This window comes from Acidimicrobiales bacterium (genome assembly GCA_041394185.1).
Taxonomy (GTDB): Bacteria; Actinomycetota; Acidimicrobiia; order Acidimicrobiales; family Poriferisodalaceae; genus JAAETH01.
This window is the reverse complement of the sequence record JAWKIQ010000002.1, coordinates 757239-780017: the sequence shown is the minus strand read 5'-3', so window position 1 is coordinate 780017 and position 22779 is coordinate 757239. Positions and strand designations below refer to the sequence as shown.

The 22779-nt window shown below is 64.8% G+C and carries 26 protein-coding genes; 17 read left to right on the top strand and 9 right to left on the bottom strand.

Going from position 1 to position 22779, the window contains the following annotated elements; genetic code table 11:
* The first annotated feature begins 4 nt into the window (after nt 1-4).
* Complete coding sequence (locus R2770_11150; GenBank protein ID MEZ5281019.1) at nt 5-817, top strand: SAM-dependent chlorinase/fluorinase; 813 nt, start codon at nt 5-7, stop codon at nt 815-817.
* On the opposite strand, the gene R2770_11145 is transcribed toward R2770_11150, so the two are convergent.
* From R2770_11145 to R2770_11135, 3 genes are read right to left on the bottom strand one after another with little or no spacing between them, the layout of a single operon-like run.
* Nucleotides 814-1260: a copper chaperone PCu(A)C gene (locus R2770_11145; protein MEZ5281018.1), complete on the bottom strand. Its 447-nt coding sequence runs from the start codon at nt 1258-1260 to the stop codon at nt 814-816. The genes R2770_11150 and R2770_11145 overlap by 4 nt on opposite strands.
* On the bottom strand, nt 1257-1937 hold the full coding sequence (locus tag R2770_11140; GenBank protein ID MEZ5281017.1) for an SCO family protein: 681 nt from the start codon (nt 1935-1937) through the stop codon (nt 1257-1259). Before R2770_11140 ends, R2770_11145 begins: the two co-directional genes overlap by 4 nt.
* A 13-nt stretch (nt 1938-1950) precedes the next feature.
* On the bottom strand, nt 1951-2619 hold the full coding sequence (locus tag R2770_11135; GenBank protein MEZ5281016.1) for an SCO family protein: 669 nt from the start codon (nt 2617-2619) through the stop codon (nt 1951-1953).
* A 54-nt stretch (nt 2620-2673) separates the two neighbouring features.
* Here R2770_11135 and R2770_11130 point away from each other — a divergent pair, with 54 nt between their 5' ends.
* Entirely contained in the window at nt 2674-3108 is a 435-nt protein-coding gene (locus R2770_11130; protein MEZ5281015.1) for a hypothetical protein, read from the top strand.
* A 17-nt stretch (nt 3109-3125) separates the two neighbouring features.
* Here the strand turns inward: R2770_11130 and R2770_11125 are convergent, their stop codons facing one another.
* From R2770_11125 to R2770_11110, 4 genes are read right to left on the bottom strand one after another with little or no spacing between them, the layout of a single operon-like run.
* Nucleotides 3126-5324 (bottom strand): cytochrome b N-terminal domain-containing protein, encoded by a 2199-nt coding sequence (locus R2770_11125; GenBank protein ID MEZ5281014.1) that lies wholly within the window; start codon nt 5322-5324, stop codon nt 3126-3128.
* Nucleotides 5318-7009 (bottom strand): b(o/a)3-type cytochrome-c oxidase subunit 1, encoded by a 1692-nt coding sequence (locus R2770_11120; GenBank protein MEZ5281013.1) that lies wholly within the window; start codon nt 7007-7009, stop codon nt 5318-5320. The genes R2770_11125 and R2770_11120 overlap by 7 nt, the downstream gene beginning before the upstream one ends.
* Nucleotides 7010-7011: 2 nt before the next feature.
* The gene (locus R2770_11115) at nt 7012-7524 is read right to left on the bottom strand and encodes a cytochrome c oxidase subunit II (protein ID MEZ5281012.1); all 513 of its coding nucleotides are present in this window, start codon (nt 7522-7524) and stop codon (nt 7012-7014) included.
* A complete protein-coding gene (locus tag R2770_11110; protein ID MEZ5281011.1) occupies nt 7521-7676 on the bottom strand; it encodes a cytochrome c oxidase subunit 2A in 156 nt (51 codons plus the stop codon). The genes R2770_11115 and R2770_11110 overlap by 4 nt, the downstream gene beginning before the upstream one ends.
* 155 nt (nt 7677-7831) lie before the next feature.
* On the opposite strand from R2770_11110, the gene R2770_11105 reads away from it, so the two are divergent.
* From R2770_11105 to hemL, 11 genes are all read left to right on the top strand, one after another.
* On the top strand, nt 7832-8710 hold the full coding sequence (locus R2770_11105; GenBank protein ID MEZ5281010.1) for a cytochrome c: 879 nt from the start codon (nt 7832-7834) through the stop codon (nt 8708-8710).
* Nucleotides 8710-10494, top strand: coding sequence for an FAD-dependent oxidoreductase (locus R2770_11100; protein MEZ5281009.1), 1785 nt, complete (start codon nt 8710-8712; stop codon nt 10492-10494). Before R2770_11105 ends, R2770_11100 begins: the two co-directional genes overlap by 1 nt.
* On the top strand, nt 10491-11273 hold the full coding sequence (locus tag R2770_11095; GenBank protein MEZ5281008.1) for a cytochrome b N-terminal domain-containing protein: 783 nt from the start codon (nt 10491-10493) through the stop codon (nt 11271-11273). The genes R2770_11100 and R2770_11095 overlap by 4 nt, the downstream gene beginning before the upstream one ends.
* On the top strand, nt 11266-11823 hold the full coding sequence (locus R2770_11090) for a hypothetical protein (GenBank protein MEZ5281007.1): 558 nt from the start codon (nt 11266-11268) through the stop codon (nt 11821-11823). The genes R2770_11095 and R2770_11090 overlap by 8 nt, the downstream gene beginning before the upstream one ends.
* Entirely contained in the window at nt 11820-12332 is a 513-nt protein-coding gene (locus R2770_11085) for a ubiquinol-cytochrome c reductase iron-sulfur subunit (GenBank protein MEZ5281006.1), read from the top strand. Before R2770_11090 ends, R2770_11085 begins: the two co-directional genes overlap by 4 nt.
* Complete coding sequence (locus tag R2770_11080; GenBank protein MEZ5281005.1) at nt 12332-12793, top strand: cytochrome c; 462 nt, start codon at nt 12332-12334, stop codon at nt 12791-12793. Before R2770_11085 ends, R2770_11080 begins: the two co-directional genes overlap by 1 nt.
* Nucleotides 12794-13025: 232 nt before the next feature.
* A complete protein-coding gene (locus tag R2770_11075) occupies nt 13026-13667 on the top strand; it encodes a redox-sensing transcriptional repressor Rex (GenBank protein MEZ5281004.1) in 642 nt (213 codons plus the stop codon).
* Nucleotides 13668-13762: 95 nt separating this feature from the next.
* Nucleotides 13763-15022: a glutamyl-tRNA reductase gene (locus R2770_11070; protein ID MEZ5281003.1), complete on the top strand. Its 1260-nt coding sequence runs from the start codon at nt 13763-13765 to the stop codon at nt 15020-15022.
* A 3-nt stretch (nt 15023-15025) separates the two neighbouring features.
* Entirely contained in the window at nt 15026-15925 is a 900-nt protein-coding gene (gene hemC, locus R2770_11065) for a hydroxymethylbilane synthase (GenBank protein MEZ5281002.1), read from the top strand.
* On the top strand, nt 15925-16659 hold the full coding sequence (locus tag R2770_11060; GenBank protein ID MEZ5281001.1) for a uroporphyrinogen-III synthase: 735 nt from the start codon (nt 15925-15927) through the stop codon (nt 16657-16659). Before hemC ends, R2770_11060 begins: the two co-directional genes overlap by 1 nt.
* Nucleotides 16660-16730: 71 nt before the next feature.
* A complete protein-coding gene (gene hemL / locus R2770_11055; GenBank protein ID MEZ5281000.1) occupies nt 16731-17996 on the top strand; it encodes a glutamate-1-semialdehyde 2,1-aminomutase in 1266 nt (421 codons plus the stop codon).
* On the opposite strand, the gene R2770_11050 is transcribed toward hemL, so the two are convergent.
* Both R2770_11050 and R2770_11045 read right to left on the bottom strand, forming a co-directional pair.
* Nucleotides 17993-19207: an NAD(P)/FAD-dependent oxidoreductase gene (locus R2770_11050; protein MEZ5280999.1), complete on the bottom strand. Its 1215-nt coding sequence runs from the start codon at nt 19205-19207 to the stop codon at nt 17993-17995. The genes hemL and R2770_11050 overlap by 4 nt on opposite strands.
* Before the next feature lie 35 nt (nt 19208-19242).
* Complete coding sequence (locus R2770_11045) at nt 19243-19980, bottom strand: c-type cytochrome (GenBank protein MEZ5280998.1); 738 nt, start codon at nt 19978-19980, stop codon at nt 19243-19245.
* Between the two features lie 360 nt (nt 19981-20340).
* Between R2770_11045 and R2770_11040 the strand changes: the two genes are divergently transcribed.
* The 4 genes from R2770_11040 to R2770_11025 are packed head-to-tail and all read left to right on the top strand — an operon-like array spanning nt 20341 to nt 22762.
* Complete coding sequence (locus tag R2770_11040; protein ID MEZ5280997.1) at nt 20341-20790, top strand: hypothetical protein; 450 nt, start codon at nt 20341-20343, stop codon at nt 20788-20790.
* Complete coding sequence (locus R2770_11035) at nt 20790-21206, top strand: 4Fe-4S dicluster domain-containing protein (protein MEZ5280996.1); 417 nt, start codon at nt 20790-20792, stop codon at nt 21204-21206. The genes R2770_11040 and R2770_11035 overlap by 1 nt, the downstream gene beginning before the upstream one ends.
* Before the next feature lie 22 nt (nt 21207-21228).
* Complete coding sequence (extP, locus tag R2770_11030; protein MEZ5280995.1) at nt 21229-22023, top strand: selenite/tellurite reduction operon b-type cytochrome ExtP; 795 nt, start codon at nt 21229-21231, stop codon at nt 22021-22023.
* A 19-nt stretch (nt 22024-22042) separates the two neighbouring features.
* Nucleotides 22043-22762 carry a menaquinol-cytochrome c reductase cytochrome b subunit gene (locus tag R2770_11025; GenBank protein MEZ5280994.1) on the top strand — a complete coding sequence of 240 codons (720 nt, stop codon included), beginning with the start codon at nt 22043-22045 and terminating at the stop codon, nt 22760-22762.
* Nucleotides 22763-22779 lie beyond the last annotated feature (17 nt).

Here is a 22779-nt window from a genome sequence, read left to right as displayed (position 1 = left end):
GGCGATGTCCCGCCACTACGAAACCGTCACCCTGCTCACCGACCGAGGACGCGTCGACGAGAGCATCGGTGTTGCGCACAGCATCGTTCGCGACATTGCCCCCTCGGTCGCCGTCGTCGACCTGGCCCACGAGGTGCCTGCCCACGACGTGCGGTCGGGCAGTCTGATGCTTGCGCGCAGTGCGCCATACATCGTGCCTGGCGTGGTGGTCGCGTCGGTCGACCCGGACGGCTCGGCGGCTCGCAGATCTATCGCCGTCGAGGTTGGCGACGGTGTTGCCGTGTTGATGGGTCCCGACAATGGGCTTCTCGCAGCCGCCGTTGCCGTGGTGGGCGGAGCGGGCAGGTGTCACGAGATCACCTCCGAGATGCATCGGCTGCCGAGCCCGGGCCAGACCTGCCCGCTGCGCGACGTGTTGGTGCCTGCGGCCGCCCATGTCTGCAACGGCGTAGACATCTCCGAGTTGGGTCCCGCTGTCGACCCGAGCTCGTTGCTGCCGTCGCTGGTACCCATGCCCAGACTCGAGAACGAACAGGTCATCGCCGAGGTCATGTGGGTCGACCACTACGGCAAGATCCAGCTGAACATCGATTCCGAGACCGTGTCGCACATCGGCCCTACGGTGGTTGCGTCCTTTGGTGACCAACATCGCACGGTTCAGGTCTATGCGTCGGTGGCAGACATACCCGATGGTCGCATCGGGTTGGCACCCGACGTGCACGGAATGTTGTGTCTGGCTGTGCAGCAACAATCTGCGGCTGCCGAGCTGAAGCTGGACATAGGCGCCGAGGTGATTCTGGCGCCGGCGGGCGACTAGGGCTCGCCGACCGTGACCGTGGTGACGACGCGACCAGCGTTGGCGAACTCGAGGGTCAGCTCTATTTGATCTCCGTCGACGATCGGCTCGGTCATGCCCATACACATGACGTGCAGGCCCGTCGGCTCGAACACCATCTCCTGGCCTGCGTCGACGGTGAGGTCCTGGGCATTGGCAGGCCCCATCTGCATCAGATCGTCGACGACCTCGCTGCGGTGCAGTTCTGCCATCGCGCACCGAGGCGACGTGGCGCTCAACAATTCGTCGGGCGCGTCGGCTCCGTTGTCGACAGTCAGATAGAACGCTGCGACCTCGGCCCCAGGCGGGGTGGCCCTGGTCCACGCCTCGGCAACGGTGAGATCGCCCGAGTCGCCAGAGCCGCAAGCGCCGACCATCGCGCCTGACAAGGCGCAGGCAGTCGCCAGGGCGAATCGGCGCTTCACAACAGCTCCTTCAGATCGTCGCGTAGATCGTCGCGCTCGACGGTAGGCGGCCACACGACAGCGAGGTTTCCGTTGCGATCGATCCCGAACAACGAAGCTGTGTGGTTGACCGCATAGCTGCCGTCGGCGGCGGGCTCGTCCAACTGGTAGAAGACGCCATAGGCCGACGCCACCCGGTCGATGGCCTCGACCTCGCCGCCTGCCCCCAGGAAACCGGGGTTGAAGAACCGTACGTATTCGCCGAGCGAGCCCAGGCCGTCGCGCTCGGGGTCGACGGTGACCATGATGAGGTGTACGTCTTCGCCATCGTCGCCAAGGCCCTCTATGGCGCGAGCTGCCGTGTCGAGGGTCGTGGGGCACACGTCGGGGCAGTAGGTGTAGCCGAAATAGATCATCACCACATCGCCCTCGAAGGGGCTGAGGCTGGCCGGCTGGCCGTCGTCGAACAGCAGCCCATCGAGAGGAGCGGCGGCAACGTCGCCCGAAAAGGTGGTGCCGGCAAAGCTGTGCGGACCGAACATGGCGAACAGCCGTGGAAGTGCGAACTGTGCGGTCAGCAGGGCCGCGATGATGACGGCCACCAACAGCGCGAGCTTGAGGCCAAGGGTCTTGGCTCTCGAGGCAACAGGAGCCGAAGCGGGTCCGGGTGTGGTGTCGGTCTCGGCGGTGGTTTCCATCGTGATGTGTGTATCAGCCATAGCAGGCAAAGAGATGGGCGGCCTCATAGGCCAGCGAAGCCGCCCCCTTCGACAGGCGCGCCTCGTCTGCCAGGAGCCCCACGTGGCTCACGAGCTTGTCGGCATCGTTGGAGAGGGTCTGATAGCGATATTCGCCGCGGACAACGCCGTTGCCGTCGACCAGGACGAAGCCGGGATCGAAGGTGATGTCTCCCGATTCGACGCTGCCGATGGCGTTCTGGCCCGGCTCGACACGGTCGAAATAGCGGCCGAAACCCGAACCCACCAACGACTTGACCTGGTCCCATGACCCGCCGAGCCATGACCAGCGTTGCCCGTCGGCACCCGTGGACGCGGCGGCCTGCTGAAGACTGCTGGTGGAGGGCTGGTCTGCCAAGGCGATGGTGACCATCTTGAACTCGATCTCGCTGAGGTTCACCTCGCTGTCGACCCTGGAGAAGACGGCGGCCATCGTGTCGGGAATGCGGGCGCACTCGCCGGTGCAGTCGAGCGGCTGGAAGGTGTAAAGCGTGATCGAACCCCGCCCGGTTTCGCTGGTGTAGGCGTCGCCGGCTTGGTCCGTCAGCGAGAAACCTGGCGCCGGCCTTTCGCGGGGGAGCACCTTGATGGGCTGGATGATGGCGAACGCTATCGCCCCGAAGAACACCGTGGAGAACACCACGATCGGGACTTTCGCCCATCGGCGAAGGCTGCTTCGTTGGTTACCTTGCTCTGCATGCTGAGATCCAGGCCCACCAGAAGAGTCGTCAGAGCCGTCGCCTTCGCTGCCGCCATCTCGTTGGCCACCCCGCTGGGCGGGTGCGCCATCCCCGGCAGGCAGGTCGTCGACGGTCCGGGACTGGTCGGCACCTACACCGTCAACGGCGTCGACGTCGTCGGCTCGGAGTACTCGGGCACCGTTGTGATCAGGGCCACCGACACCGAGGACGTCTACGAGATCGACTGGCTGGTCACCGGAGCTCTGCTGACCGGCACCGGGACCCTCACCGGCGATCGCTTCGTGGTGCAGTGGCGCACCATCGCCTCCGACGAAGACACCAGCACCGGAACCGGCAGCTACACCGTCGACGACGAGGGGAACATCTTCGGAACCCGATCGGTCGACGGCGTCGACGGCGTCGGCACCGAGGAGATCTTCCAGGAAGCCTGAGTTCTGCCTGCGGGGGTTCACGAGGTACCTCCAAGCGTCAGAAGGTATTCGATCAAGGACTCGATCTCTTCTGGCGTCAGCCGGTCTTGGTAGATGGGAAGCATCTGACCGGCCCTGAAGCCATCGACGATATAGGCGTTGGGGTCGACGATGGATTCGTGCAGATACTCTTGCGCGGTCATCCCAGGGATGCGCTGACCGGCGCGATCGGCGATGCCACCCAGCGAAGGCGCAACCGGACGGTCGTCGCCCGGTGCCACCGAGTGACATGCCGAGCAGCCGCCTCTGCGGTTGTCGTTGAAGATGGCCCTGCCCTCGTCGGCGCCCGGTGGTGGCGGCTCATCGATGGCTTCCAGGAAGACACGCCGTCCGGCTTCGACGACCGCGGGACCCGAGAACAGCGTGGTGACGGTGTTTCCTTCGTGTAGTTCCACGACGAGGTCGTAGCTTCCGGGATCGAGGTCGAAGTCGATCACCCCGACGGCGCTGGTTCCAGACCGGGGGACCGCCTTGGATCCCATCGCCACCCCGTCGACGGTCACGACCACAGCGACGGGCTGGCCCACCACACCGCTGGGCGACGGTTGTCCGGTGATCTGGCGACCGGGGGTGTGATCGACCACGACCCGAACGGCCGCATCTGCCGAAGCGCCGTCGAACGGGATCAGCGTGGCCAGCCCGACCCCCAACAACGACAACATCACGACGGCCGCAGCGGCAACGCGGGTGCGACGTCCGGCAGGCATGTGGCTGGCGTCGGTGGCGGGGTGAAGACCCGGACTCTTCACAGCCAGCGCCAGATCGCCCAACGCGACGTAGTCTTCGGCGACCGAGCCTTGGAACGCCCGCTGAAGATGCGGTGCTCTTTGCCCTCCGAGGCGATCGTGGGTCAGCTCGTTGCCGATTCCGTAGGCGCACTCGCCCGGCGCACATCCGACGATCTGAACCGACTCGGCGCCGCGGCGCATCAGGTCGCCGACAGCCTGGGCGTGGAACATTCCGGTGCAGCGAACCGCGACCACGGTGTGCTGGTCGTCGCTGGGTACACGGTTGGTACGCAGGTGCCGCTCGCAGGTCACGACGACCTGTTTGCCCTGAGGATCGACCAGTTCGACGGCGTGTGAGTCGAAGCCCGGAAGCTCCAGCGCACCGAACGAGCACGAGCCGAGGCAGATGCCGCAGCCAACGCACGCGTCGGGGTCGACCACGGCGAGGCCACGGGTTCCCTCGGTGTCGCCGATCTGCACCATCGACAGCGCCATGTAGGGACAGTCGGCAACACACAGATCGCAGCCCGTGCACTTGTCCTCGAGTACCTCGACAACTGGCGAGCGGTCTTTGAGTACCCAAGGCACCAGCGCCGCCGCGACGACCGCCGCGGTCATTGCCAGCACCACCAGGCCGGCCTTGCTGGAAAGCAGCGGGGGCAGCAGGAACAAGATGAACGGGTCCAGAGGCATCGCCGGTGTGAGACGGGCCGGGTCGGCGTGATCGAGCAGGTCGGCAGGTACGGCTATGGCCAATAGCAACAGGCCTGCGGCCATCAGGATCATCCAGTGACGTGGGGGAACCCACCGCAGGCGACTGCGCCGCAGGTGACGCCACATGAAGAAGCCGATGACGATGGTGAGGATGACGTGGGCGAACCACACGAACACCATCAGCCCCGAGCCCGAGCCGGCACCCGACCCGACGATGTTGCGGACCACGAAGGAGGCACCCCAACCGAAACCGCCGATGACCGACTGCACCGATTCGCCCAGAGCTTGGGCCCGAAGATCCCAGACAAGCCAATAGCCGGTGACCCCGGCCAGCCAGATCAGGACCAACGCTGTCAGGCCGGTGAGCCAGCGGTACCGGCGAGCCGAACCGAACCGGCCGCTGACGAAGATGCGCCACGCGTGCACGATCGTGGTCAGCACCAGCGCAGCCGAGGAGTACCGGTGGATTCCTCGCATCACCCGCTGGATCGGGTGGTTGGTCAGGTCCTCGACGGCCGAGTACGAGGCGTCGAAGCCGAACTCGAAGAAAAGGGTGATGTAGAGACCGGTGAAGGTCACCACACCCAGAAGGAAGACGCTGATCGTGCCAGCGTGGGGAAGAGGGTTTGCCCTAGCCGATCCGATGATGCGGCGCATGGGCCGCTCGAGGCGGTGAGCCAGCGACTCGGTGGTCGTCCGAGCCGCCGACCCACCGCCATTTCGAGCTTCTACCAAGGCTTGAATCCTGGTGCGTTGAGGTTCATGTTCACGATCTGGTCGACGAGCTGCGGGCCATAGGCGATGAGCAGCAGGGCGGCGGCACCGATGAGCCACGGCTTGAACCTGTCGAGCCAGGCCGGGGTGTTCTGGGCATCGTGCAGCGACTCGGCGATTGGCACCTGGGGCACCTCATCGGCGGGCACCGGCTTGCCCATCACGGTCCTGACGATGATCACGACGTAGGTGATGACCGAAACCAGCAGGATGGCGCCGCCGATCGAAACACGCAGCAGGTGGCCGTCCCAGCTCTCGGGTACGTACAGAGCGTCGCCCAGAGCGGTGCGGCGGGGTGCGCCCAGCAGGCCCAGCATGTGCATGGCGTTCGAGAAGATCACCATGCCCACGAACCACGACCAGGCCTGGAACAGTGCCACCTTGGGGCCCCACAGCGCCTTGCCGGTGAGATACGGAACCATCCAGTAGCTGATGCCGATGAACGACAGCGTCACCGCTGTGGCGACGGTGAGATGGAAGTGTCCGGGCACCCAAGCCGTGTTGTGCACCACGAGGTTCAGGTTGTACGAGGCGTTGGTGAGACCGCCGATGCCTCCGAACATGAACAAGATGCCGGCCAGCAGCTGTGCCGCAACCGAAGGATCGCTCCACGGCAGCGCCCTGACCCAGCCGATCAGGCCGATGCCGCCGCGCTTGCGTGCTGCGTACTCGAGCGAGGCGACGACGGTGAACAGCGTCAGCATCGAGGGGAAGAACACCGAGTAGGTCAAGATGGCGTGGATGTACTTCCATGCCTGGGGCACGCCCGGGTCGACGAACTGGTGGTGGAAACCGACCGGCACCGAAACGATCAGGAACATCCAGAAGGCCAGGCGGGCCAGCGAGTCGCTGAACAGCTTGCCTCCGGCCTGCTTGGGCAGCATTCCGTACCAGCTGACGTAAGCGGGCAGCAGCCAGAAGTAGACCAGCGGGTGACCGGTGAACCAGAAGTACGTGCGGGCGAGCTCGGGATCGGTGTTGTCGATGAGGCCGAGCGACCAGGGCAACAGCATCGTGAGGATCTCGACGGCGACGCCCAGCGTCGCGATCTGCCACATGGCGGCGTTCAGCACACCGCCCAAGGCGATGAACGGTGACCGTACGCCCGGATTGTCCTTACGCCACTGGGCCAGGGTCAGGTAGAAGCCCAGACCCTCGATCCAGCTACCCACAACGACGAGGGTGAGGCCCAGATAGAAGGCCCAGCTCGCCTTGAGTGGTGCGTAGAACGTGTAGAGGACGGTTGCCTGGTTGGCGAGGATCGGCACGGCCGTGATCAACAGGCCGGCGACCATCACATAGAAGCCGACCTTGTTGATGATCGGCTTGGCCAGTGACCTGCCGAGGCCCTTCATGGTCGTCAGGTTGGTGAACCCGACGATGAAGAAGGTGGTCCACACAAGCGCGTTGAGCACGCCGTGCAGGGTGAGACCCTGGTAGTAGCTCTTGATCACCGGGTCGAGGTATTCGTACAGATCCCAGCCGGCCCACTGGAACGACTGCAAGGGTCCGAACAAGCTGCCTACGAGCAGCGCTGCAACGGCGATATAGATGTGCAGAGCGATGAAGTTCTTCTCGCCCTTGCTGAGGTCGTAGCCGGAGTCCCAGTTGCGTTCAGGGGCCGGCGTGTTCTCGGTGATCGTCATTGCTAGCCCTCCGCTCCGGTGCCTGACACGACTCTGATGGTTCCGAACATCGCGTGGTGCTGACTGCCGCAGTACTCGGTGCAGATGAATGGGAACTCGCCGGGTTCTTCGAAGGTGTGAGTCAGCTTCGAGACCTGCCCGGGGACGATCTGCATGTTGATGTTCGTGTCACGGATGTTGAAGCCGTGCTGTACGTCGATGCTGGTCACATAGAAGGTGACCTCGGCACCGACGGGAATCTCCAGCAGACCGGGCGTGTAGCTGAAGGTCTGGGCGACGATGTATGCGTCGTACTTGCCCTCGGCGACCTCGCGCAGGCCGGGTTCGGAGAATGGCCCTTCCTGGGTGACCGTCTGCGGGTCGACCTCTTGGTCGGCGCCGGGAACGGTGAAGCCCATGAAGAAACCGGCGACGGTGACGGTCGCTGCAAATGCGACCAGCAGCACCACCGAGAACCGCATCCAATTGCGTTCGATCGGGTCGGCCCCCAGCCCCTTGTTTTCGGTGGCTGTCATCCGGTCACCCCACGGCTGATGAGGATCACGTAGACCGATGCCCACAAAAGGATCAGCATTGCGACGAAGGCCACGACCAGGAACACGGTCCCGGTCGGCTTGAAGTCCTCGTCAGGGTGTGCTTCACCCGTGTCTTGTTCGAGTGCGCTCACGAACCTCTCCCTCGTACGTACGCGGCTGTGGCTTCAGCGATGGTCGCCGCGCGTGATTGACCGAACCAGGGACAAAAGACCCTGTTTGGTACATGGGAGGAGCGTGACAATCCGGAACGTCCCCTTCCCATCCGACGACTCGCGAGTTGGAGTCCATGGCGCACACCCGATTCGAAGCCGAAAGACGCTCCAGGGCACGGTTGAGGCTCGCGGCATTGCTCGCGGTCGTCGTCGTGGCCCTGGGCTTGTCCTCATCCTCGGCAATGGCCCAGGAGCACCTCGCTGCCGACGATGGTGGCACCGAGACGACCGACACCGGCACAGACACAGGCGGAACAGATGACGGCACCGTCGAAGAGCCGGCCGAGACCGTGCCCGGCGTGCCCGACGAGCTGCTCGTCAGGGGCGCAGACCTCTACACCGCCACCTGTTCATCGTGTCACCAGCCGCGAGGCGCCGGCCTCGAGGGCCAGTTCCCGCCGTTGATCGGCAATCCGAACGTTCAAGGCCAGGCCGACTATGTACGCCAGGTCATCAACAACGGTCGCCAGGGCGAGTTGGTGGTCGACGGTGTCACCTACAACGGTGTGATGCCGGCGTTCTCGACCTTGCCAGACGGAGACGTCGACGCGATCGTCGCTTACGTCAGCAACGGATTCGTCACGCCGGCGGCGGTGGTCGAAGAGATCGTCGGTGGCGAGACGGGCAACTCGTTGCCCGGTCTGGCCAACATGACCTATCTGCTGGCGATGTTGGTGGCAGCGGGTGTAGGCGTCTATGCGTTGGCGCCGAGGATCGTCGGTCAGGTAGATCGCTTGCAGATGCCGTGGCTCGACGCCTGGCTCAAGACGGCCGTCATAGTCGTCGGCTTCATCCTCGCAACCGTCTACATCCCCAGCGAGATCCTCAAGACCGACTATGTGACCAGGCTCGGCGACTTCGGCCAGAACGTCATCGGGCTGGGTCTGTGGGGCGGTGGCCTGGTGGTCGGCATCTGGGCCCTCTGGTACGCCCACCGCGATCGGCGGATCTGATGATTCCAGATTCGCTGTCGTTCTACGACGAGAACATCCCCTGCCTGGCGGCGTGCCCCGTTCACACCAACGCCGGCATGTATGTGGCGGCCATCGCCGATGGTGAAGACGAGCTGGCCTATCTGACCGCCCGTCTTCCCAACCCCTTTGCGTCGGTCTGCGGCCGGGTATGTGCGGCACCGTGTGAGGACGCGTGTCGCAGGGGAAAGATCGACCGGCCCATAGCGATCCGGGCGCTCAAGCGTTTCGTCACCGAGCAGTACGGCCCCGAAGCCAGGGCCTACGACTACAACGGCCAGGCGCCGTGGGACAAGGTCGTTGCACCTCCAGACGAAGACCGGCCTCAAAGGATCGCAGTGGTGGGCGGCGGCCCGGCCGGCATGGCCGCGGCGCACGATCTGCGCCGGCTCGGCTACGGCGTCACGGTCTTCGAGGCCACCGACAAGCTCGGCGGCGCGATGTGGCTGGGCATCCCCGAGTATCGCCTCGATCGCAACGTGTTGGCCCGCGACATACAGGCCATAGTCGATCTGGGCGTCGAGGTTCGCTACAACACCCGGCTGGGCCAAGACATCACCCTCGAACAACTCCGCCAGGAGTTCGACGCCGTGTTCCTGGGCATCGGGGCCACCCTCGGCCGCGGTCTCGATATCGAGGGCGCCCAGTCCGACGGCGTCTTCAAGGCCATCGAGTTCCTGATCAATATGAACCGTGGCTTCACGGTCGACGTTGGCGAGCGGGTGCTGGTGGTCGGCGGCGGTGACGTCGCAATGGACGCAGCCCGCACCGCACTGCGTGCCGATGTGTACGGCGACGACGGCAAGGGTCGAGCATCGATCAGCGACGCCCTCGATGTCGCTCGTACGGCGGCTCGCGCCGGCGCCCGAGATGTGCGGGTGATGTCGCTGGAATCGCGAGAAGAGATGCCGGCCCACGACTTCGAGGTCGAGGAAGCCGAGGTCGAAGGCATCAGCTTCAGCCCCCGCAGAGGCCCCAAGCGCATACTGACCAAGGACGGTGCCGTGGTTGGCATCGAGACCGTGGGTGTCACTTCGGTGTTCGACGAGGACGGTCGTTTCTCGCCGACCTTCGACGAGTCCGACATCCAGACGTTCGAGGCCGACACCATCATCTTGGCCATCGGCCAGGCGATCGATCTCGAGGCCCTCGGCGATGCCGGCCCCGAAGTCAGCCCGAGGCGCACCATCGAGATCGACTGGAACACCGGCCAGACCTCACTGGCCGACGTTTGGTCGGGAGGCGACGCCGCCAAGGGTCCTCGAACCCTGATCGACGCCGTTGCCGATGGCCGCAAGGCCGCTGCATCGATCCATCGATCCTTCGGAGGCGAAGTGCCCGAAGAATCGATGGGAAAGATGGTGAAACTCGAGCAGTTCCACCGTCTCCAGGACACCTACGACCGCATCGATCGGGTCGAGGTTCCCACGATTTCCTCAGGCCGCCGCATCGGACTGACCGAGGTCGAGATGGGGTTCACCCCCGAGCAGGCCCGGTGTGAAGCGAGCCGCTGCCTGAGGTGCTTCGCAAACATATTGCTCGAACCCGAGAAATGCGTCCTGTGCGCTCTGTGTGCAGACGTGTGTCCGGTTGATGTCATCTCGCTCGTGCCCGCGAACGAGATCGATCCGTCGCTCGGCGAAGACGCCGGCACGGCCTTGTTGCTCGATGAAGAGCGCTGCATTCGCTGCGCCATGTGTGTCGAGCGTTGTCCAGCAGATGCCCTGTCCGTCGGAATGTGGTCAGGAACGGGAGTACCGACATGACAATTGCCGAGGAGCGGCCCTCCGAGACCGACAGAGCGGCCGATGGTGAGGACCTTCTAGACAAGGTCCGAAGCACACCGATCGGTCGCTCGATCTGGCGCAGTCCCAGGCGGGTGACACCACGTGACCGTGCGGCCGCGCACTGGTCGAGCTTCGTCATGCACCTCTATCCGGTGAAGATGAAGCGCGAACAGATCGCGTTTCGCTACTCGTGGTTCCTCGGGGTCATCTCGACCGTGCTGTTCGGCTCGCTGATCGTCTCGGGCCTGTATCTGATGTTCTTCTACGTACCTTCCCCCAACCAGGCGTACTCGGATATCCAGACCCTGCAGACCGAGGTCACCTTCGGTCAGTACATCCGCAACGTGCACCGATGGTCTGCCCACCTGATGGTTCTGGCGGTGGTCGCCCACATGTGCAAGATGTTCTACCGGGGCGCCTACAAGCCACCGCGTGAGGGCAACTGGATCATCGGTGTCGGCCTGCTGGCGCTGACCCTGCTGATGTCGTTCACCGGCTACCTGCTGCCGTGGGACCAGCTGGCCTTCTGGGCCATCACAGTCGGCACCGAGATGGCCGGCTTCGTTCCCTTCGTCGGCGACACCGTCAAGGAGGTCATGCTCGGCGGGCCGGTGGTCGGTGCCAGCACCCTGCTGCGGTTCTATGTGCTGCACGTCGCCGTGCTGCCGGTGATGATCGTCACCTTGTTGACCTTCCACATGTGGCGCTGGCGCAAGGACTCGATGCTCGAGGTATCAAGGAGTGAGCCCGATGTCTGATCCAGGCACCAGCACCGAGGTTCCCGTACACCTCGACCCCAAACCCAAGGTCATCGACGGCCGGCGGGTCATGGGCATCGTCCCCGGCAAGCCCGTCGCCGGCGAGCGCAAGGAGCCAGGCGACGAAGACATGGTGATGGTCTGGCCCCACCTGCTTGTCAGGCACGGCGTGGTCGCCATCGGCACCCTGCTGGTCGTGCTGGTCATTGCGGTGCTCTTCGACGCACCGCTCGGCAGCCATGCCGATCCGACGCTGACCCCCAACCCAGAGAAGGCTCCCTGGTACTTCGCAGCGCTACAGGAGTTGCTGGCCCAGTTCCCGCCACTGATCGCGGGCGTGCTGGTTCCGGGCGCCATTGCACTAGGTCTGGTGGCCCTGCCCTTCGTCGATCGCGGCGAATACGTACAACCCCGTCACCGCAAGGTGGCCGTGGCAACCTTCACGACCTTCCTGGTCATCTGGGTGATCCTGACCCTCATCGGCTTTGCGTTCCGCGGGCCCAACTGGTCGTGGGTCTGGCCTTGGGAAGAATGGCATGGAGTACTATGACCACTGAGCTGATCAAGCGACGCCGTTTCCTCTCCAACCTCTGGAAGACGGGTGCGGCCTTCATCGCCGGTGCCGGCGCCTGGACCACTTGGGACCTCATCAAGCCGCTACCCACGGCGGGCTTTGGTGGAGTGGTCCGAGCGGTGAAGCCCGAAGCCGTTCCCGACGACAGCGTCGTCGAAGTGGCGGCAGCTCGGGCCTATCTGGTCAAGGTCGACGGAGACGTGGTCGCCCTGTCGCAGAAGTGCACCCACCTGGGCTGTCGGGTTCCGTTCTGTGCCTCGTCGGGACAGTTCGAGTGCCCCTGCCACGGCTCGAAGTTCAACAGGGGTGGTGACTATCGGGCCGGGCCCGCTCCGCGGGGCATGGACAAGTTCCCTGTCGAGATCGGCGATGACGGCCTGGTCTACATCGACACGGGCACCACCATCGACGGGTCGGCGCCGGGCGTGACGACCATCGACGCACCGGCAATCGGTCCGGCGTGCGCATCGGAGGCTGGGCACTGATGGCCAGATACGAATACCAAGGCGACGAAGAACTCGAGACGTCCACCAACAAGTGGATGCTGGTCGGTGGCGTCCTGATGTTGTGTATGGCGGCAGTGTTTCCGCTGTATCGCTGGTTCGAGCCGACCAACCGCGAAGCTGCCCGCGAACAGAACCTCGAATCCTTGGCCGAGCAAGGCGAGGAGATGTGGGCGATCTCGTGCGCTTCGTGTCATGGCCTCAACGGTGAGGGCCTCATCGGGCCCGCGTTGAACTCGCAGCAGTTCATGCAGTCGGCCAGCGACGACCAGATCCAGCTGTTGATAGCCGTTGGCGTGCCCGGGTCGCAGATGAGCGCCTACAGCCAGGATCACGGTGGCCCGCTGACCTCCGAGCAGATTCGGGCCCTGCAGATCTTCATCCGAACCTGGGAACCGACCGCGCCCGACCTGCCCGGCTGGCGCGACATGGTCGGCAACTGAGCGGCAACCCCTCGAACTGGGGGAGGCACGACCAGCGGAGCCATCTCGTAGGCTTCGCTGGTCGTCGCCGTTACGGGAGGCATTCATGCGACCATGGACGACCCTGGTTCTGGCCGTGTTGTTGATGGCGCTGTTCGTCGCTGCCGTGCTGCAGTTCGTGTTCGGGCTGTGAGCTCGCAGACCCAGCGATGCGCGCTTGTGAACTCGTGAAATCGGAGTAACTTCGATCGACATGGATCGCCAGATCCCCGACGCCACCGTTTCGAGACTGCCCGTGTACTTGCGCGTCCTCTCCGATGTGGCTGCCGAGTCGGCGGGCCACGGTCCGACGATCTCCTCGGAAGAGTTGGCGGCGCGTTCTGGGGTCAACGCGGCCAAGGTCCGCAAGGATCTCAGCTACTTGGGTACGTACGGCACGCGTGGCGTTGGCTATGACATCGAGTTGTTGATGTTCCAGATGAACCGCCAGTTGGGGCTCACCGGCGACCGCGCTGTCATCATCGCCGGGGCCGGCAACCTCGGGCAGGCGCTCAGCAACTACGGGGGCTTCTCCGACCGGGGGTTCCGAGTCGTGGCGATGGTCGATTCCGACCCATCCAAGCTGGCAGACGACTCGGCCATCCCGGTGTTCGGGCCGTCGTCGGTCGAGGGGTTGGTTGCCGAACATCCAGGGTGCATCGTCGTCGTGGCCGTGCCGGGTCCGTCGGCCCAAGAGGTCGTCGATCGCTTTGTGCGCGCCGGTGTGCGGAGCTTTCTCAACTTCGCCCCAGGGGTCGTGGCGGTTCCCGAAGGCGTGTCGCTGCGCTCTGTCGACCTGGGTCTCGAGCTGCAGGTGCTGAGCTTCTACCTCGAACGCAACATGGCAACCACATGACGCCTGCTATCTCGCATTTCCCCTGTTCTTCACATGGCTATCGGCAGGCTGGTGCCGGTAGGATCCTTGTGTTCCCGGCTGAGGTTGTCTGAACCGTGTCGATCCTTGTAATCGGAGTCAATCACGCAAGCGCGCCGCTCGACCTGCTCGAGCGCGTCGCCATTCGTGGCGACGATGTCGACAAGGCGCTTCACGGGCTTTGGCAGTGCGACAACGTCGGCGAGGTCGTGATCTTGTCGACCTGCAACCGAACCGAGATCTATGCCGTCGCCGAGCGGTTCCACGGGGCCTTCGACGACATCCGCAACCTCATGGCCGATCGTGTGCAGATGTCGCACGAAGAGCTCCTCGAGCACCTGTACGTCTATTACGACGACGAGGCGGTCAGGCACCTGTTCCGGGTCACGTCTGGCCTCGACTCTGCGGTGTTGGGCGAGTCGGAGATTCTCGGGCAGGTGAAGACGGCTTGGGAGACGGCTCGCGCCAACGAGACCGCTTCGTCCACGCTGAACCTGCTGTTTCGCCACGCGGTCGAGTGCGGCAAGCGTGCCCGCACCGAAACAGGCATTGCTCGCAACATCGCATCGGTTTCGCAGGCCGCAGTGGCCATGGCAACCGAGCGCCTCGGCACCCTCGACAACACCAAGGTCATGGTCGTCGGTGCAGGCGAGATGGCCACCGGAATGCTCGAGTCGCTCGCCGGTGCCGGTGCCGCCGAGGTCCTGGTTGCCAACCGCACCCGTCAGCGGGCTGCCGAACTGGCGGCTCGTGTCGGTGGCAGGGCCATCAGCCTTCCAGACCTGGGTCGTGAGCTGACAGACGTAGACGTCTTGTTGACCTCGACGGGTGCCACGTCGATCATCGTCGACCACGTTGGCCTGGCCGCTGCTGTCGAAGGCCGCGGGGGGCACCCTTTGGTCATAGTCGATGTGGCCGTCCCGCGCGATGTCGACCCGTCGGTGTCGGACCTGCCAGGCGTCACCTTGCTGGACATGGACGACCTGTCCGAGTTCGCTGCGGCCGGTCGTCGTGAACGTGCTCTCGAGATAGCTGCTGTCGATGCCATCGTCACCGAAGAGGTGGCCCGCTTCACCGACGTGAAGTCTGCTCGCGAGGTTGCCCCTCTGGTCACCTCGTTGCGAACCGAGGCCGAAGCCATCAGGCGTGCCGAGATCGACCGGGCACTCGGCTCGCTCAGCGATCTCAGCGACGCCCAGATCGCCGCTGTCGAGCAGCTGACCCACCGCCTCGTCGCAAAGCTGTTGCATCAGCCCACGATCACCGTCAAGGAATCGGCGGGGACACCCAAGGGCGACCGGCTCGCCGACAGCTTGCGCGATCTCTTCGGGCTGTAGCGGGTGAAGCTGCGTATAGCGACCAGGGGCAGCGATCTCGCGCTCTGGCAGGCACGCTTCGTCTCAGACTTGTTGTCGGGCGCGTTGCCCGGCGTCGATGTCGAACTGGTGATAGTGACCACGGGCGGCGATCGCGATCAGACCTCTCCCATATCGGCCATCGGAGGCCGGGGCGTTTTCGCCAAAGAGGTGCAGGCTGCGGTGCTTGACGGCCGGGCCGACATGGCGGTGCATTCGGCCAAGGACCTCACATCGACCTCACCCGACGGACTCACCATCGGGGCTTACCCGGCCCGAGCCGACGTCCGCGACGCCCTGGTCGGGTCCAGCCTCGCCGCGCTGGCCGCGGGCGCTCGCGTTGCCACCGGCTCGGTCAGGCGCCGTTCGCAGCTCGCTTTGTTGCGCCCCGACCTCGACTTCGTAGAGCTGAGAGGCAATGTGCCGTCACGCGTGGCCAAGGTCGGCGTCGACGGCATCGACGCAGTGGTTCTGGCTGCTGCCGGGTTGCAGCGCCTCGGTATGGAACACCACATCGCCGAGTACCTCGAACCACTTGCGGTCCTGCCGCAGGTCGGGCAGGGTGCTCTGGCGGTCGAGTGTCGAGCCGACGACGAACCTGTGTTGGCTGCTCTGTCTCAGATCGACGACGCGTCGGTCAGGCCATTGGTCGAGGCCGAGCGTGCATGGCTGAGGGTCTTGGGCAGCGGCTGTGAGCTTCCTGTCGGCGGCCTGGCCACCTGGAATGGTGACCTGATCGAGCTCGAGGTGATCCTGTGTGCTGACGACGGGTCGCAGGCGATCAGGTTCGCCGACTCGGGCCGCGACGCCGAGACCGTTGGGCTGGCGGTTGCCGACGAGGTCCTGAATCGACGTGGGGGCCGCTCACTGTTGGGCCGCCTTTGATGCTTCGGTCGACGTTGGCCGGACTGCGTGTCGCGGTGACGCGCTCGGCCGATCGTGCCCATCAGCTGGTCGACCTGGTTTGTGCAGCCGGAGCCGACGTCGTATCGGTGCCCGTGTTCGGCGTCGTTTTGCGACCTCCTGATCCTGCGCTGGCCACGGCGATCAATGGCCTGACACCGAGCGACCTCGTAGCCGTGACGTCGGTCAACGGAGTGCGGGCGTTGTCGGCCCTGAATGTAACGCTTCCCAGTGGCCTGGTCGCGGTGGGCGGTGCAACCGCCGATGCTGCCAGATCGGCTGGTTTCCAGGTGCGCCTGGTGCCGGCCAAACAAACGGCTGCCGCTCTCGCCGAAGCCGTGGGGCCTGGGAACGGCCGGGTGGTGTTCATGGCAGCGGCGGCCGCAGGCCCAGACCTTCAGGCCGGGCTCGAGACGCTGGGCTGGCGCGTGGACCGCCACGACGTATACGACACCAGGCTGCTGACCCCCGACCAGCGGTCGATGGTTGCAGCCAACCGCTGTGACCTGGTTGCGTTCACGTCGGGGTCGACGGCACGGGGCTGGGTCGAAGCCGGAGGAGCGCGCCTGCCCGCCGTGTCTATCGGACCAAAGACCTCGGCGGTGGCGCGCCATTTGGGTTTCCGTATCGAGGCCGAGGCGGTTTCGCACGATCTCGAAGGCCTGATCGAGGCATTGGTTGTGGCCGCCGAACGGTCCGTTCCGCCCAGCATCTAACATCGGCCGGGTCCCCCGCCCCCGTCCATCGGAGAACCGATGACATCTAACCACCGTCCATCGGAGAACCGATGACATCTAACCAAGGCATGTTCGACCGAGCCCGCTCTGTGATTCCCGGCGGTGTCAACTCGCCCGTCAGGGCCTTCGGCGCCGTCGGCGGCACGCCCTATTTCGTCGAACGTGCCGAGGGCGCATACGTGTGGGATGTCGAGGGCAATCGCCTCATAGACCTGGTTCAGTCCTATGGCGCGATCATCGCCGGCCACGCGCACCCCACGGTGGTCAGGGCAATCGAAGAGGCCGCCCGCAAGGGCACGTCGTATGGAGCGCCGACACCTCGCGAGATCGAACTGGCAGACGCAATCGCGGATCGAGTCGGCGTGGTCGATCAGATTCGCCTGGTGAACTCTGGCACCGAAGCAACGATGAGCGCCATCAGGCTTGCCCGCGGCCACACGGGGCGTGACCGAATCCTCAAGTTCGCAGGCAACTATCACGGCCACGCCGACATGTTGTTGGCCGCCGGAGGCAGCGGAATGGCGACCTTCGGGCTGTCGGGTTCGGCCGGCGTGCCGGCCAGTGCCGTAGCCGACACCATCGTGGCCCCCTACGACGTCGTGCCAGATCTCACGGACGACGTCGCTTGTGTCATCGTCGAACCGGTGGCTGCGAACATGGGGCTGGTCGTACCTCCCGCCAGCTTCATCCAGCAGCTTCGCGCCGAGTGCGACCGCGTAGGTGCCCTGTTGATCTTCGACGAGGTCATCACCGGTTTCCGTCTGGCCCGTGGCGGAGCTTGCGAGTTCTGGGGTGTCGACCCCGACCTCGTCTGCTTCGGGAAGATCATCGGTGGCGGGCTTCCGATCGGTGCCTTCGGCGGGCGGTCCGACGTCATGTCCAGTCTGGCGCCTTTGGGGCCCGTGTATCAGGCGGGCACCTTGTCTGGTAACCCGCTGGCTACGGCCGCTGGGTCTGCGGCCTTGTCGCTGCTCGATGCCGATTCCTATGTCCAGCTCGGGGCCGCGGCCAAGCGCCTTGCAGATGGCCTGCAGGCCGCGTTCGACCGTGCCGGTTTCGAGGCTCGAGTGCCCAGGGCCGGAACTCTGGTCGGCCTGTTCTGCGGGCCTGACGAACCACACAACTACGACCAGGCTCGAACCACCGACGAAGATGCCTATGCGGCTCTGTTCCACGCCATGCTCAGGCGCGGGGTGGCGATGGCGCCGGGTGCCTACGAGATCTTGTTCCCCGGGCTTGCGCACACCGACGAGATCATCGACGAGGTGATCGAGATAGCGGGCGACGCGGCGGCCGAGGTGGTTGCGAGCCGCTAGTGATGCTCTGGGGGCTCGGGAACCAGACGAGCCAGCTGCACCACCAGGCGCGCGGCCGCGGCACCCCGTCTGCTGGGCCGGTGACCGGTGGCCAGGTGCATGGCCAGGTCGAGGTTTCCCTGGGTCCACATGGTTACGCGGGTCAACAGGCCCGCCACGCGCGGACGGGTCAGCCCGCGGGCGATCAGCCTGGCTATCGTCAGCTGATCTGCGTATGCAGTGTCTAGGGCCGCTTCGTAGTCGCGTAGCGCCAACCCGTCGTCTCTTCGGACGGCCTCGACCATCGGATCGATCGCCAGGCTCGCAGTACCCAGCGCCGCGGCCGCGCCGGCCCCGTTCAGCGGGCTGGTCATCGCCACGGCATCTCCGACCGCCAACCAGTTGGGGCCCGTCCGCGGCCACACGCTGTCGCCCAGCGGAATCCGGCCTGTCATGGCCCTTTCGGTGTCGTGAGGGTCGATGTTCCAGCGACGCGGCAGCTTGTCGGTCCAGTCTTCGAGCAGATCACCGATGACCACCGAGTCCGAGTCTCGGTAGGTGCTGAGCACACCGACGCCGACGTCTACTTCGCTTTCACCCGTGGGAAATGCCCACGCCATGCCGGGCACACTGTTGCCCCTGCGATCGTGGATGTCGATGGCGATGTCGAGCCAACCGCGATCGGCCGCATCGCATGCCATGGTTCGCGCCGCTGCTACCGCTTGAGGCCTGGTGCGTCGCCGAGCGGTACCGAGGCGACGCCCGACCCTCGACAGCGACCCATCGGCCACAACGGCAAATCTGCACCACACAGGCCCCGAATAGGTGTCGAATCCCACCAGGATCCCGTCGTCGAAGATCGGGTTTGTGGCTGTGGTCGACCACAACCAGCTGACGCCCGACTCGATGGCCGTCTCGGCGAGCCGGTCGAGCACGCTGGCCCTCGCCACGGTGGCGCCCCGCCTGGAGTCTGGAAATGCGACCTCGATCGAGCGGCCGTGAGCCAGCACGCGCACGCCGGTTACGTCGTGACAGTCGTGGGGGAGAGCCCCCATGCGTTCGAGCGAGTCGATTGCGTGGGGGGTCAGAGCCAGGTTTCCCGGCGCCCGAGAAGCTTTGTCGCGGCTTTCGAGTACAACCACCGACAGGCCCCGCCGAGCCAGCTCAGCGGCCGCTGATGCGCCCGCTATGCCTCCGCCCACAACGGCTACGTCGAAGCGCTCAGACGTCAATTACGTCCGATCCGTCGAGGCCTGGTGACGGTTGATCAGTGACCGCCGCCGCCGGCGCCACCGCTGCCGCCACCGAGCTCTTCCCATACGAGATCGCGGGCTTCGATGTCGGCCTCGGCGAGCTCCTCGCCTCCGAGCTGCTCACGGACATAGCGAGCAACGGCGTAGATCTCGTGCTCGGACAGCTGTGAGAAGCCTGGCATCACGGCGCGGGCACCTGCGATGTGGGGACCGCCCGGGCGATTCGGGTCGCCGATCACGTTTCCGACGCCCCACTCGGTCGTGCCGGCTGCAATCCAGTCGAGCATCGGATCGATGGTCGGGAAGGTCAGCAGAACTGAACCCTCGGTGAACGGATAGCCGACACCGCCGCCGCCACCGGCGCCGTGGCAACCCGCGCAGCCGCGGGCGTTGTACACCTGGGCGCCTTCGCTCAATGCGGTGACCTCGGTGACTTCCTCGTCGGCCATCATCTGCACATAGGTGATGCCCCAGACGGGCAGCAGGAACAACACGGGCAGCACCCACATGGGGATCTTGTGCCTGGACTTGGCGGCTGCCACCTCTGGCGAGTCTGGCTTTGGCGGCTCGGGCTTCGACTCGACCGCAGCCGGGGCCGCAGCAGCCACCGGGGCGGGGGCCGCAGCCACGGGCGCTGGCGACGCGCCGCCATCGGACGACGCGGCGGGCGCGCCGCCATCGTCGCCGAGCAGGCCAAGAGCGCGACGACGCTCTCGCGAACGCTCCAGCAGGTATTCGGGTACTTCGGTCACAGATTCCTCCGCCAGGGGCGGTCGGGCGCGTGGGCCCGCCTCTCACTTGGTGGTCTCGCCACGCGAGCCTAGCGAACGCGCAGCCAGGGCTCGACAAAACCGTCGCACCAGTCTGCCACGCGAAACCGACCCGAAGACAATGATCCGCGATGGTCGATCGGTGGCGTAGCCTGGTCGAGTCGGCGCGGCACCTTCGTTTGGTTCGGTACCGTTTCGCGTATTAGACAACTCGACGGTTTTCGCGTGCGGTCGGGTGCGGATACATTGTGAGGCGATTCACAAGGTCCGCCCTCGTGCGCGCCGAGGCGCTCGGGTCGAGATCTACAGGTCGAGTTCGGATTGGTAAGGAGGACGTAGAGCGTGGTCGCATTCATCACGGCACTCGTGATCACCATCGGCATGACCGCCGGCATCTTCGTCTATGCAGACCGAAGGCCCGCCGATCAGCCGACGACATGGGGCGAGGCGATGATCGGCTCGGCCTACGTCTTCATGCTGCTGATCCTGTGGTTTGGCATCCTTCCCGACCAGTTCGTCGACTGGGTCGACTCTGAGGGCTGGAACAACGAGCGCTTCTTCGTGGGCCCAGGGGCAATCCTCGAGGCCAAGGCCCAGGGTGGCTGGTTCCCGTTCTCCATCACCTACCTGGCCATTCGCGACATCGTCGTGGTCATCGAGCACGTCGTCGCCTTGGCTCTTCTTCCCATCACCGCCGCCTACTGGCAGAACCGTGGCGAGCGGGCCAAGGCCAAGGAAGCCGCCACCGCTGCACCTTCGGACTTCGGCCGTCCCCTGGTCAGGGAGGCCTGATGGCCAAGACCGACGCAAACCCGCCGCTGCCCGAGTTCCGCACCGACTACGTCCTGCAGACGGTCGATGCCGACTACTTGGCGGCCGCGGTCAAGCCCAAGCAGTTCATCAACATCGATCAGTCCGAGTGCATCACCTGCGAGGGCTGTGTCGACATCTGCCCGTGGAAGTGCATCTGGCTCGTTTCGACAGATGTCATCGACGAGGCCATCGGTGCCGATCTACCTGGCTCCGATCCCACCGACGCGTCGGTGTTCTTGATCGACGACGACGTGTGCACCCGCTGCGCACTGTGTGTCGATCGTTGCCCGACGGGTGTCATCACCCTCGGCAAGGTCACGAACAACCCGCCTGCGGACGGCGATGTCCACGGGCGCACCAACAACCACGGCTACGCCTACGGCATGCGGTTCTGAGAGGACAGGCAGGAACTCCGACATGGCCAAGACCATCGAAAAGCGCAAGCCCAGTCTCCCCGAGCGGGTTCAAGACACCATGAACAACGTGGTCGACAAGACCCAGAGTTCACAGGCCTGGAACTCGATCTTTCGTCCGGGCTCGATATTCCGCAAGGGCTACACAGACAGCCCCAGGAACCGCTCGTACGTGATCATGAACAGCGTGCTGTATCACCTTCACCCGGTGAAGGTGAAGCGCCACGCGGTCAAGGTCAGCTACACGCTGTGCCTCGGCGGGCTGAGCTTCTTCCTGTTCATCTTGTTGACGGTGACGGGCATCTTCTTGATGTTCTTCTACCGTCCAACGGCAGCCGCTGCGTGGGCAGACATCGCCAACCTCCAGACCTCGGTTGCGTTCGGCCTGCTGGTGCGCAACATGCACAGATGGGCCGCCCACCTCATGGTGTTGTCGGTGTTCTTGCACATGGCCCGCGTCTTCTATCACGGCGCATACAAGGCCCCCCGTGAGTTCAACTGGGTCATCGGCGTCATGTTGCTGAAGCTCACACTCCTGCTGTCGTTCACCGGTTATCTGCTGCCGTGGGATCAGCTGGCCTTGTGGGCCGTCACCGTGGGCACCAACATGATGGGCTTCACGCCGGTGTTCGGCGAGCAGGTCCGCTTCGTGCTGCTCGGCGGAAACCAGATCGGTGCAGAAACACTTCTCCGTTGGTACGTGCTACACGTACTGATGCTCCCGTTCACCATCGTCATCTTCATGGCGATCCATTTCTGGAGAGTCCGCAAGGACGGCGGCATCTCCGGTCCGCTCTAGGCCGAAGGGAATCTTTTAGATGACAGAGATCCCAGAACACCTGCTCAACCGCTCCAAGGCCGCCCGCAGCAAGGCGTCGGGCGACGGGGGCGATTCGGGCGCACCTTCGGGTGACGACGGCGAGAAGATCCCGCGCGCCCTGCTCGAAAAGAGCCAGCAGGGTGGCGGTGCCGTTGCCCCCGCCGGAGCCGGCGGTGGCGTAGCCACACTTGCCCCGCCCCTGGCCGCTGGCCCTGGCGGACACACGCAGCGCCTGCTCACCGTGGTCAAGTCGGGCTCGATCCAGGACATCAAGTCGAATACGGTCGACAAGGTGCACACGTGGCCGCACCTGTTGGCCGCCGAGTTCACTGCAGCCCTGTTCATCACCGCCTTCTTGTTGATCTTCAGCATCTTCGTCAACGCTCCGCTGCTGACGTTGGCCGACTTCAACAACACACCCAACCCGGCGAAGGCACCGTGGTACTTCCTCGGCCTCCAGGAACTCTTGACGATGTTCCATCCGATGATCGCCGGCGTCACAATTCCCGGTGTGGTCCTGGGCCTGCTGATCCTGGCGCCCTACGTCGATCGCAACCCCAGCAAGAAGCCAGAAGACCGCAAGTTCATGGTTTCGCTGTTCACGATCCACCTCATGTTCTGGGCCGTGCTCACCATCGTCAGCTCGTTCTTCCGCGGCCCCGGGTTCAACTTCACCATGCCGTGGGACACCGGCCTCACTGGCATCTTCCACCTCTAGTCGGCAAGGGACTCAGT

Bases quoted from the DNA above. Each gene is read 5' to 3' on its own strand.
- R2770_11090 (MEZ5281007.1), top strand. From the start codon at position 11,266: ATGTCTGATCCAGGCACCAGCACCGAGGTTCCCGTACACCTCGACCCC.
- R2770_11150 (MEZ5281019.1), top strand. From the start codon at position 5: ATGTCCCGCCACTACGAAACCGTCACCCTGCTCACCGACCGAGGACGC.
- R2770_11140 (MEZ5281017.1), bottom strand. From the start codon at position 1,937: ATGGAAACCACCGCCGAGACCGACACCACACCCGGACCCGCTTCGGCT.
- R2770_11115 (MEZ5281012.1), bottom strand. From the start codon at position 7,524: ATGACAGCCACCGAAAACAAGGGGCTGGGGGCCGACCCGATCGAACGC.
- R2770_11075 (MEZ5281004.1), top strand. From the start codon at position 13,026: ATGGATCGCCAGATCCCCGACGCCACCGTTTCGAGACTGCCCGTGTAC.
- R2770_11080 (MEZ5281005.1), top strand. From the start codon at position 12,332: ATGGCCAGATACGAATACCAAGGCGACGAAGAACTCGAGACGTCCACC.
- extP (MEZ5280995.1), top strand. From the start codon at position 21,229: ATGGCCAAGACCATCGAAAAGCGCAAGCCCAGTCTCCCCGAGCGGGTT.
- R2770_11130 (MEZ5281015.1), top strand. From the start codon at position 2,674: ATGCTGAGATCCAGGCCCACCAGAAGAGTCGTCAGAGCCGTCGCCTTC.
- R2770_11035 (MEZ5280996.1), top strand. From the start codon at position 20,790: ATGGCCAAGACCGACGCAAACCCGCCGCTGCCCGAGTTCCGCACCGAC.
- R2770_11105 (MEZ5281010.1), top strand. From the start codon at position 7,832: ATGGCGCACACCCGATTCGAAGCCGAAAGACGCTCCAGGGCACGGTTG.
- R2770_11085 (MEZ5281006.1), top strand. From the start codon at position 11,820: ATGACCACTGAGCTGATCAAGCGACGCCGTTTCCTCTCCAACCTCTGG.
- R2770_11120 (MEZ5281013.1), bottom strand. From the start codon at position 7,009: ATGACGATCACCGAGAACACGCCGGCCCCTGAACGCAACTGGGACTCC.
- R2770_11100 (MEZ5281009.1), top strand. From the start codon at position 8,710: ATGATTCCAGATTCGCTGTCGTTCTACGACGAGAACATCCCCTGCCTG.
- hemL (MEZ5281000.1), top strand. From the start codon at position 16,731: ATGACATCTAACCAAGGCATGTTCGACCGAGCCCGCTCTGTGATTCCC.
- R2770_11095 (MEZ5281008.1), top strand. From the start codon at position 10,491: ATGACAATTGCCGAGGAGCGGCCCTCCGAGACCGACAGAGCGGCCGAT.
- R2770_11060 (MEZ5281001.1), top strand. From the start codon at position 15,925: ATGCTTCGGTCGACGTTGGCCGGACTGCGTGTCGCGGTGACGCGCTCG.
- R2770_11025 (MEZ5280994.1), top strand. From the start codon at position 22,043: ATGACAGAGATCCCAGAACACCTGCTCAACCGCTCCAAGGCCGCCCGC.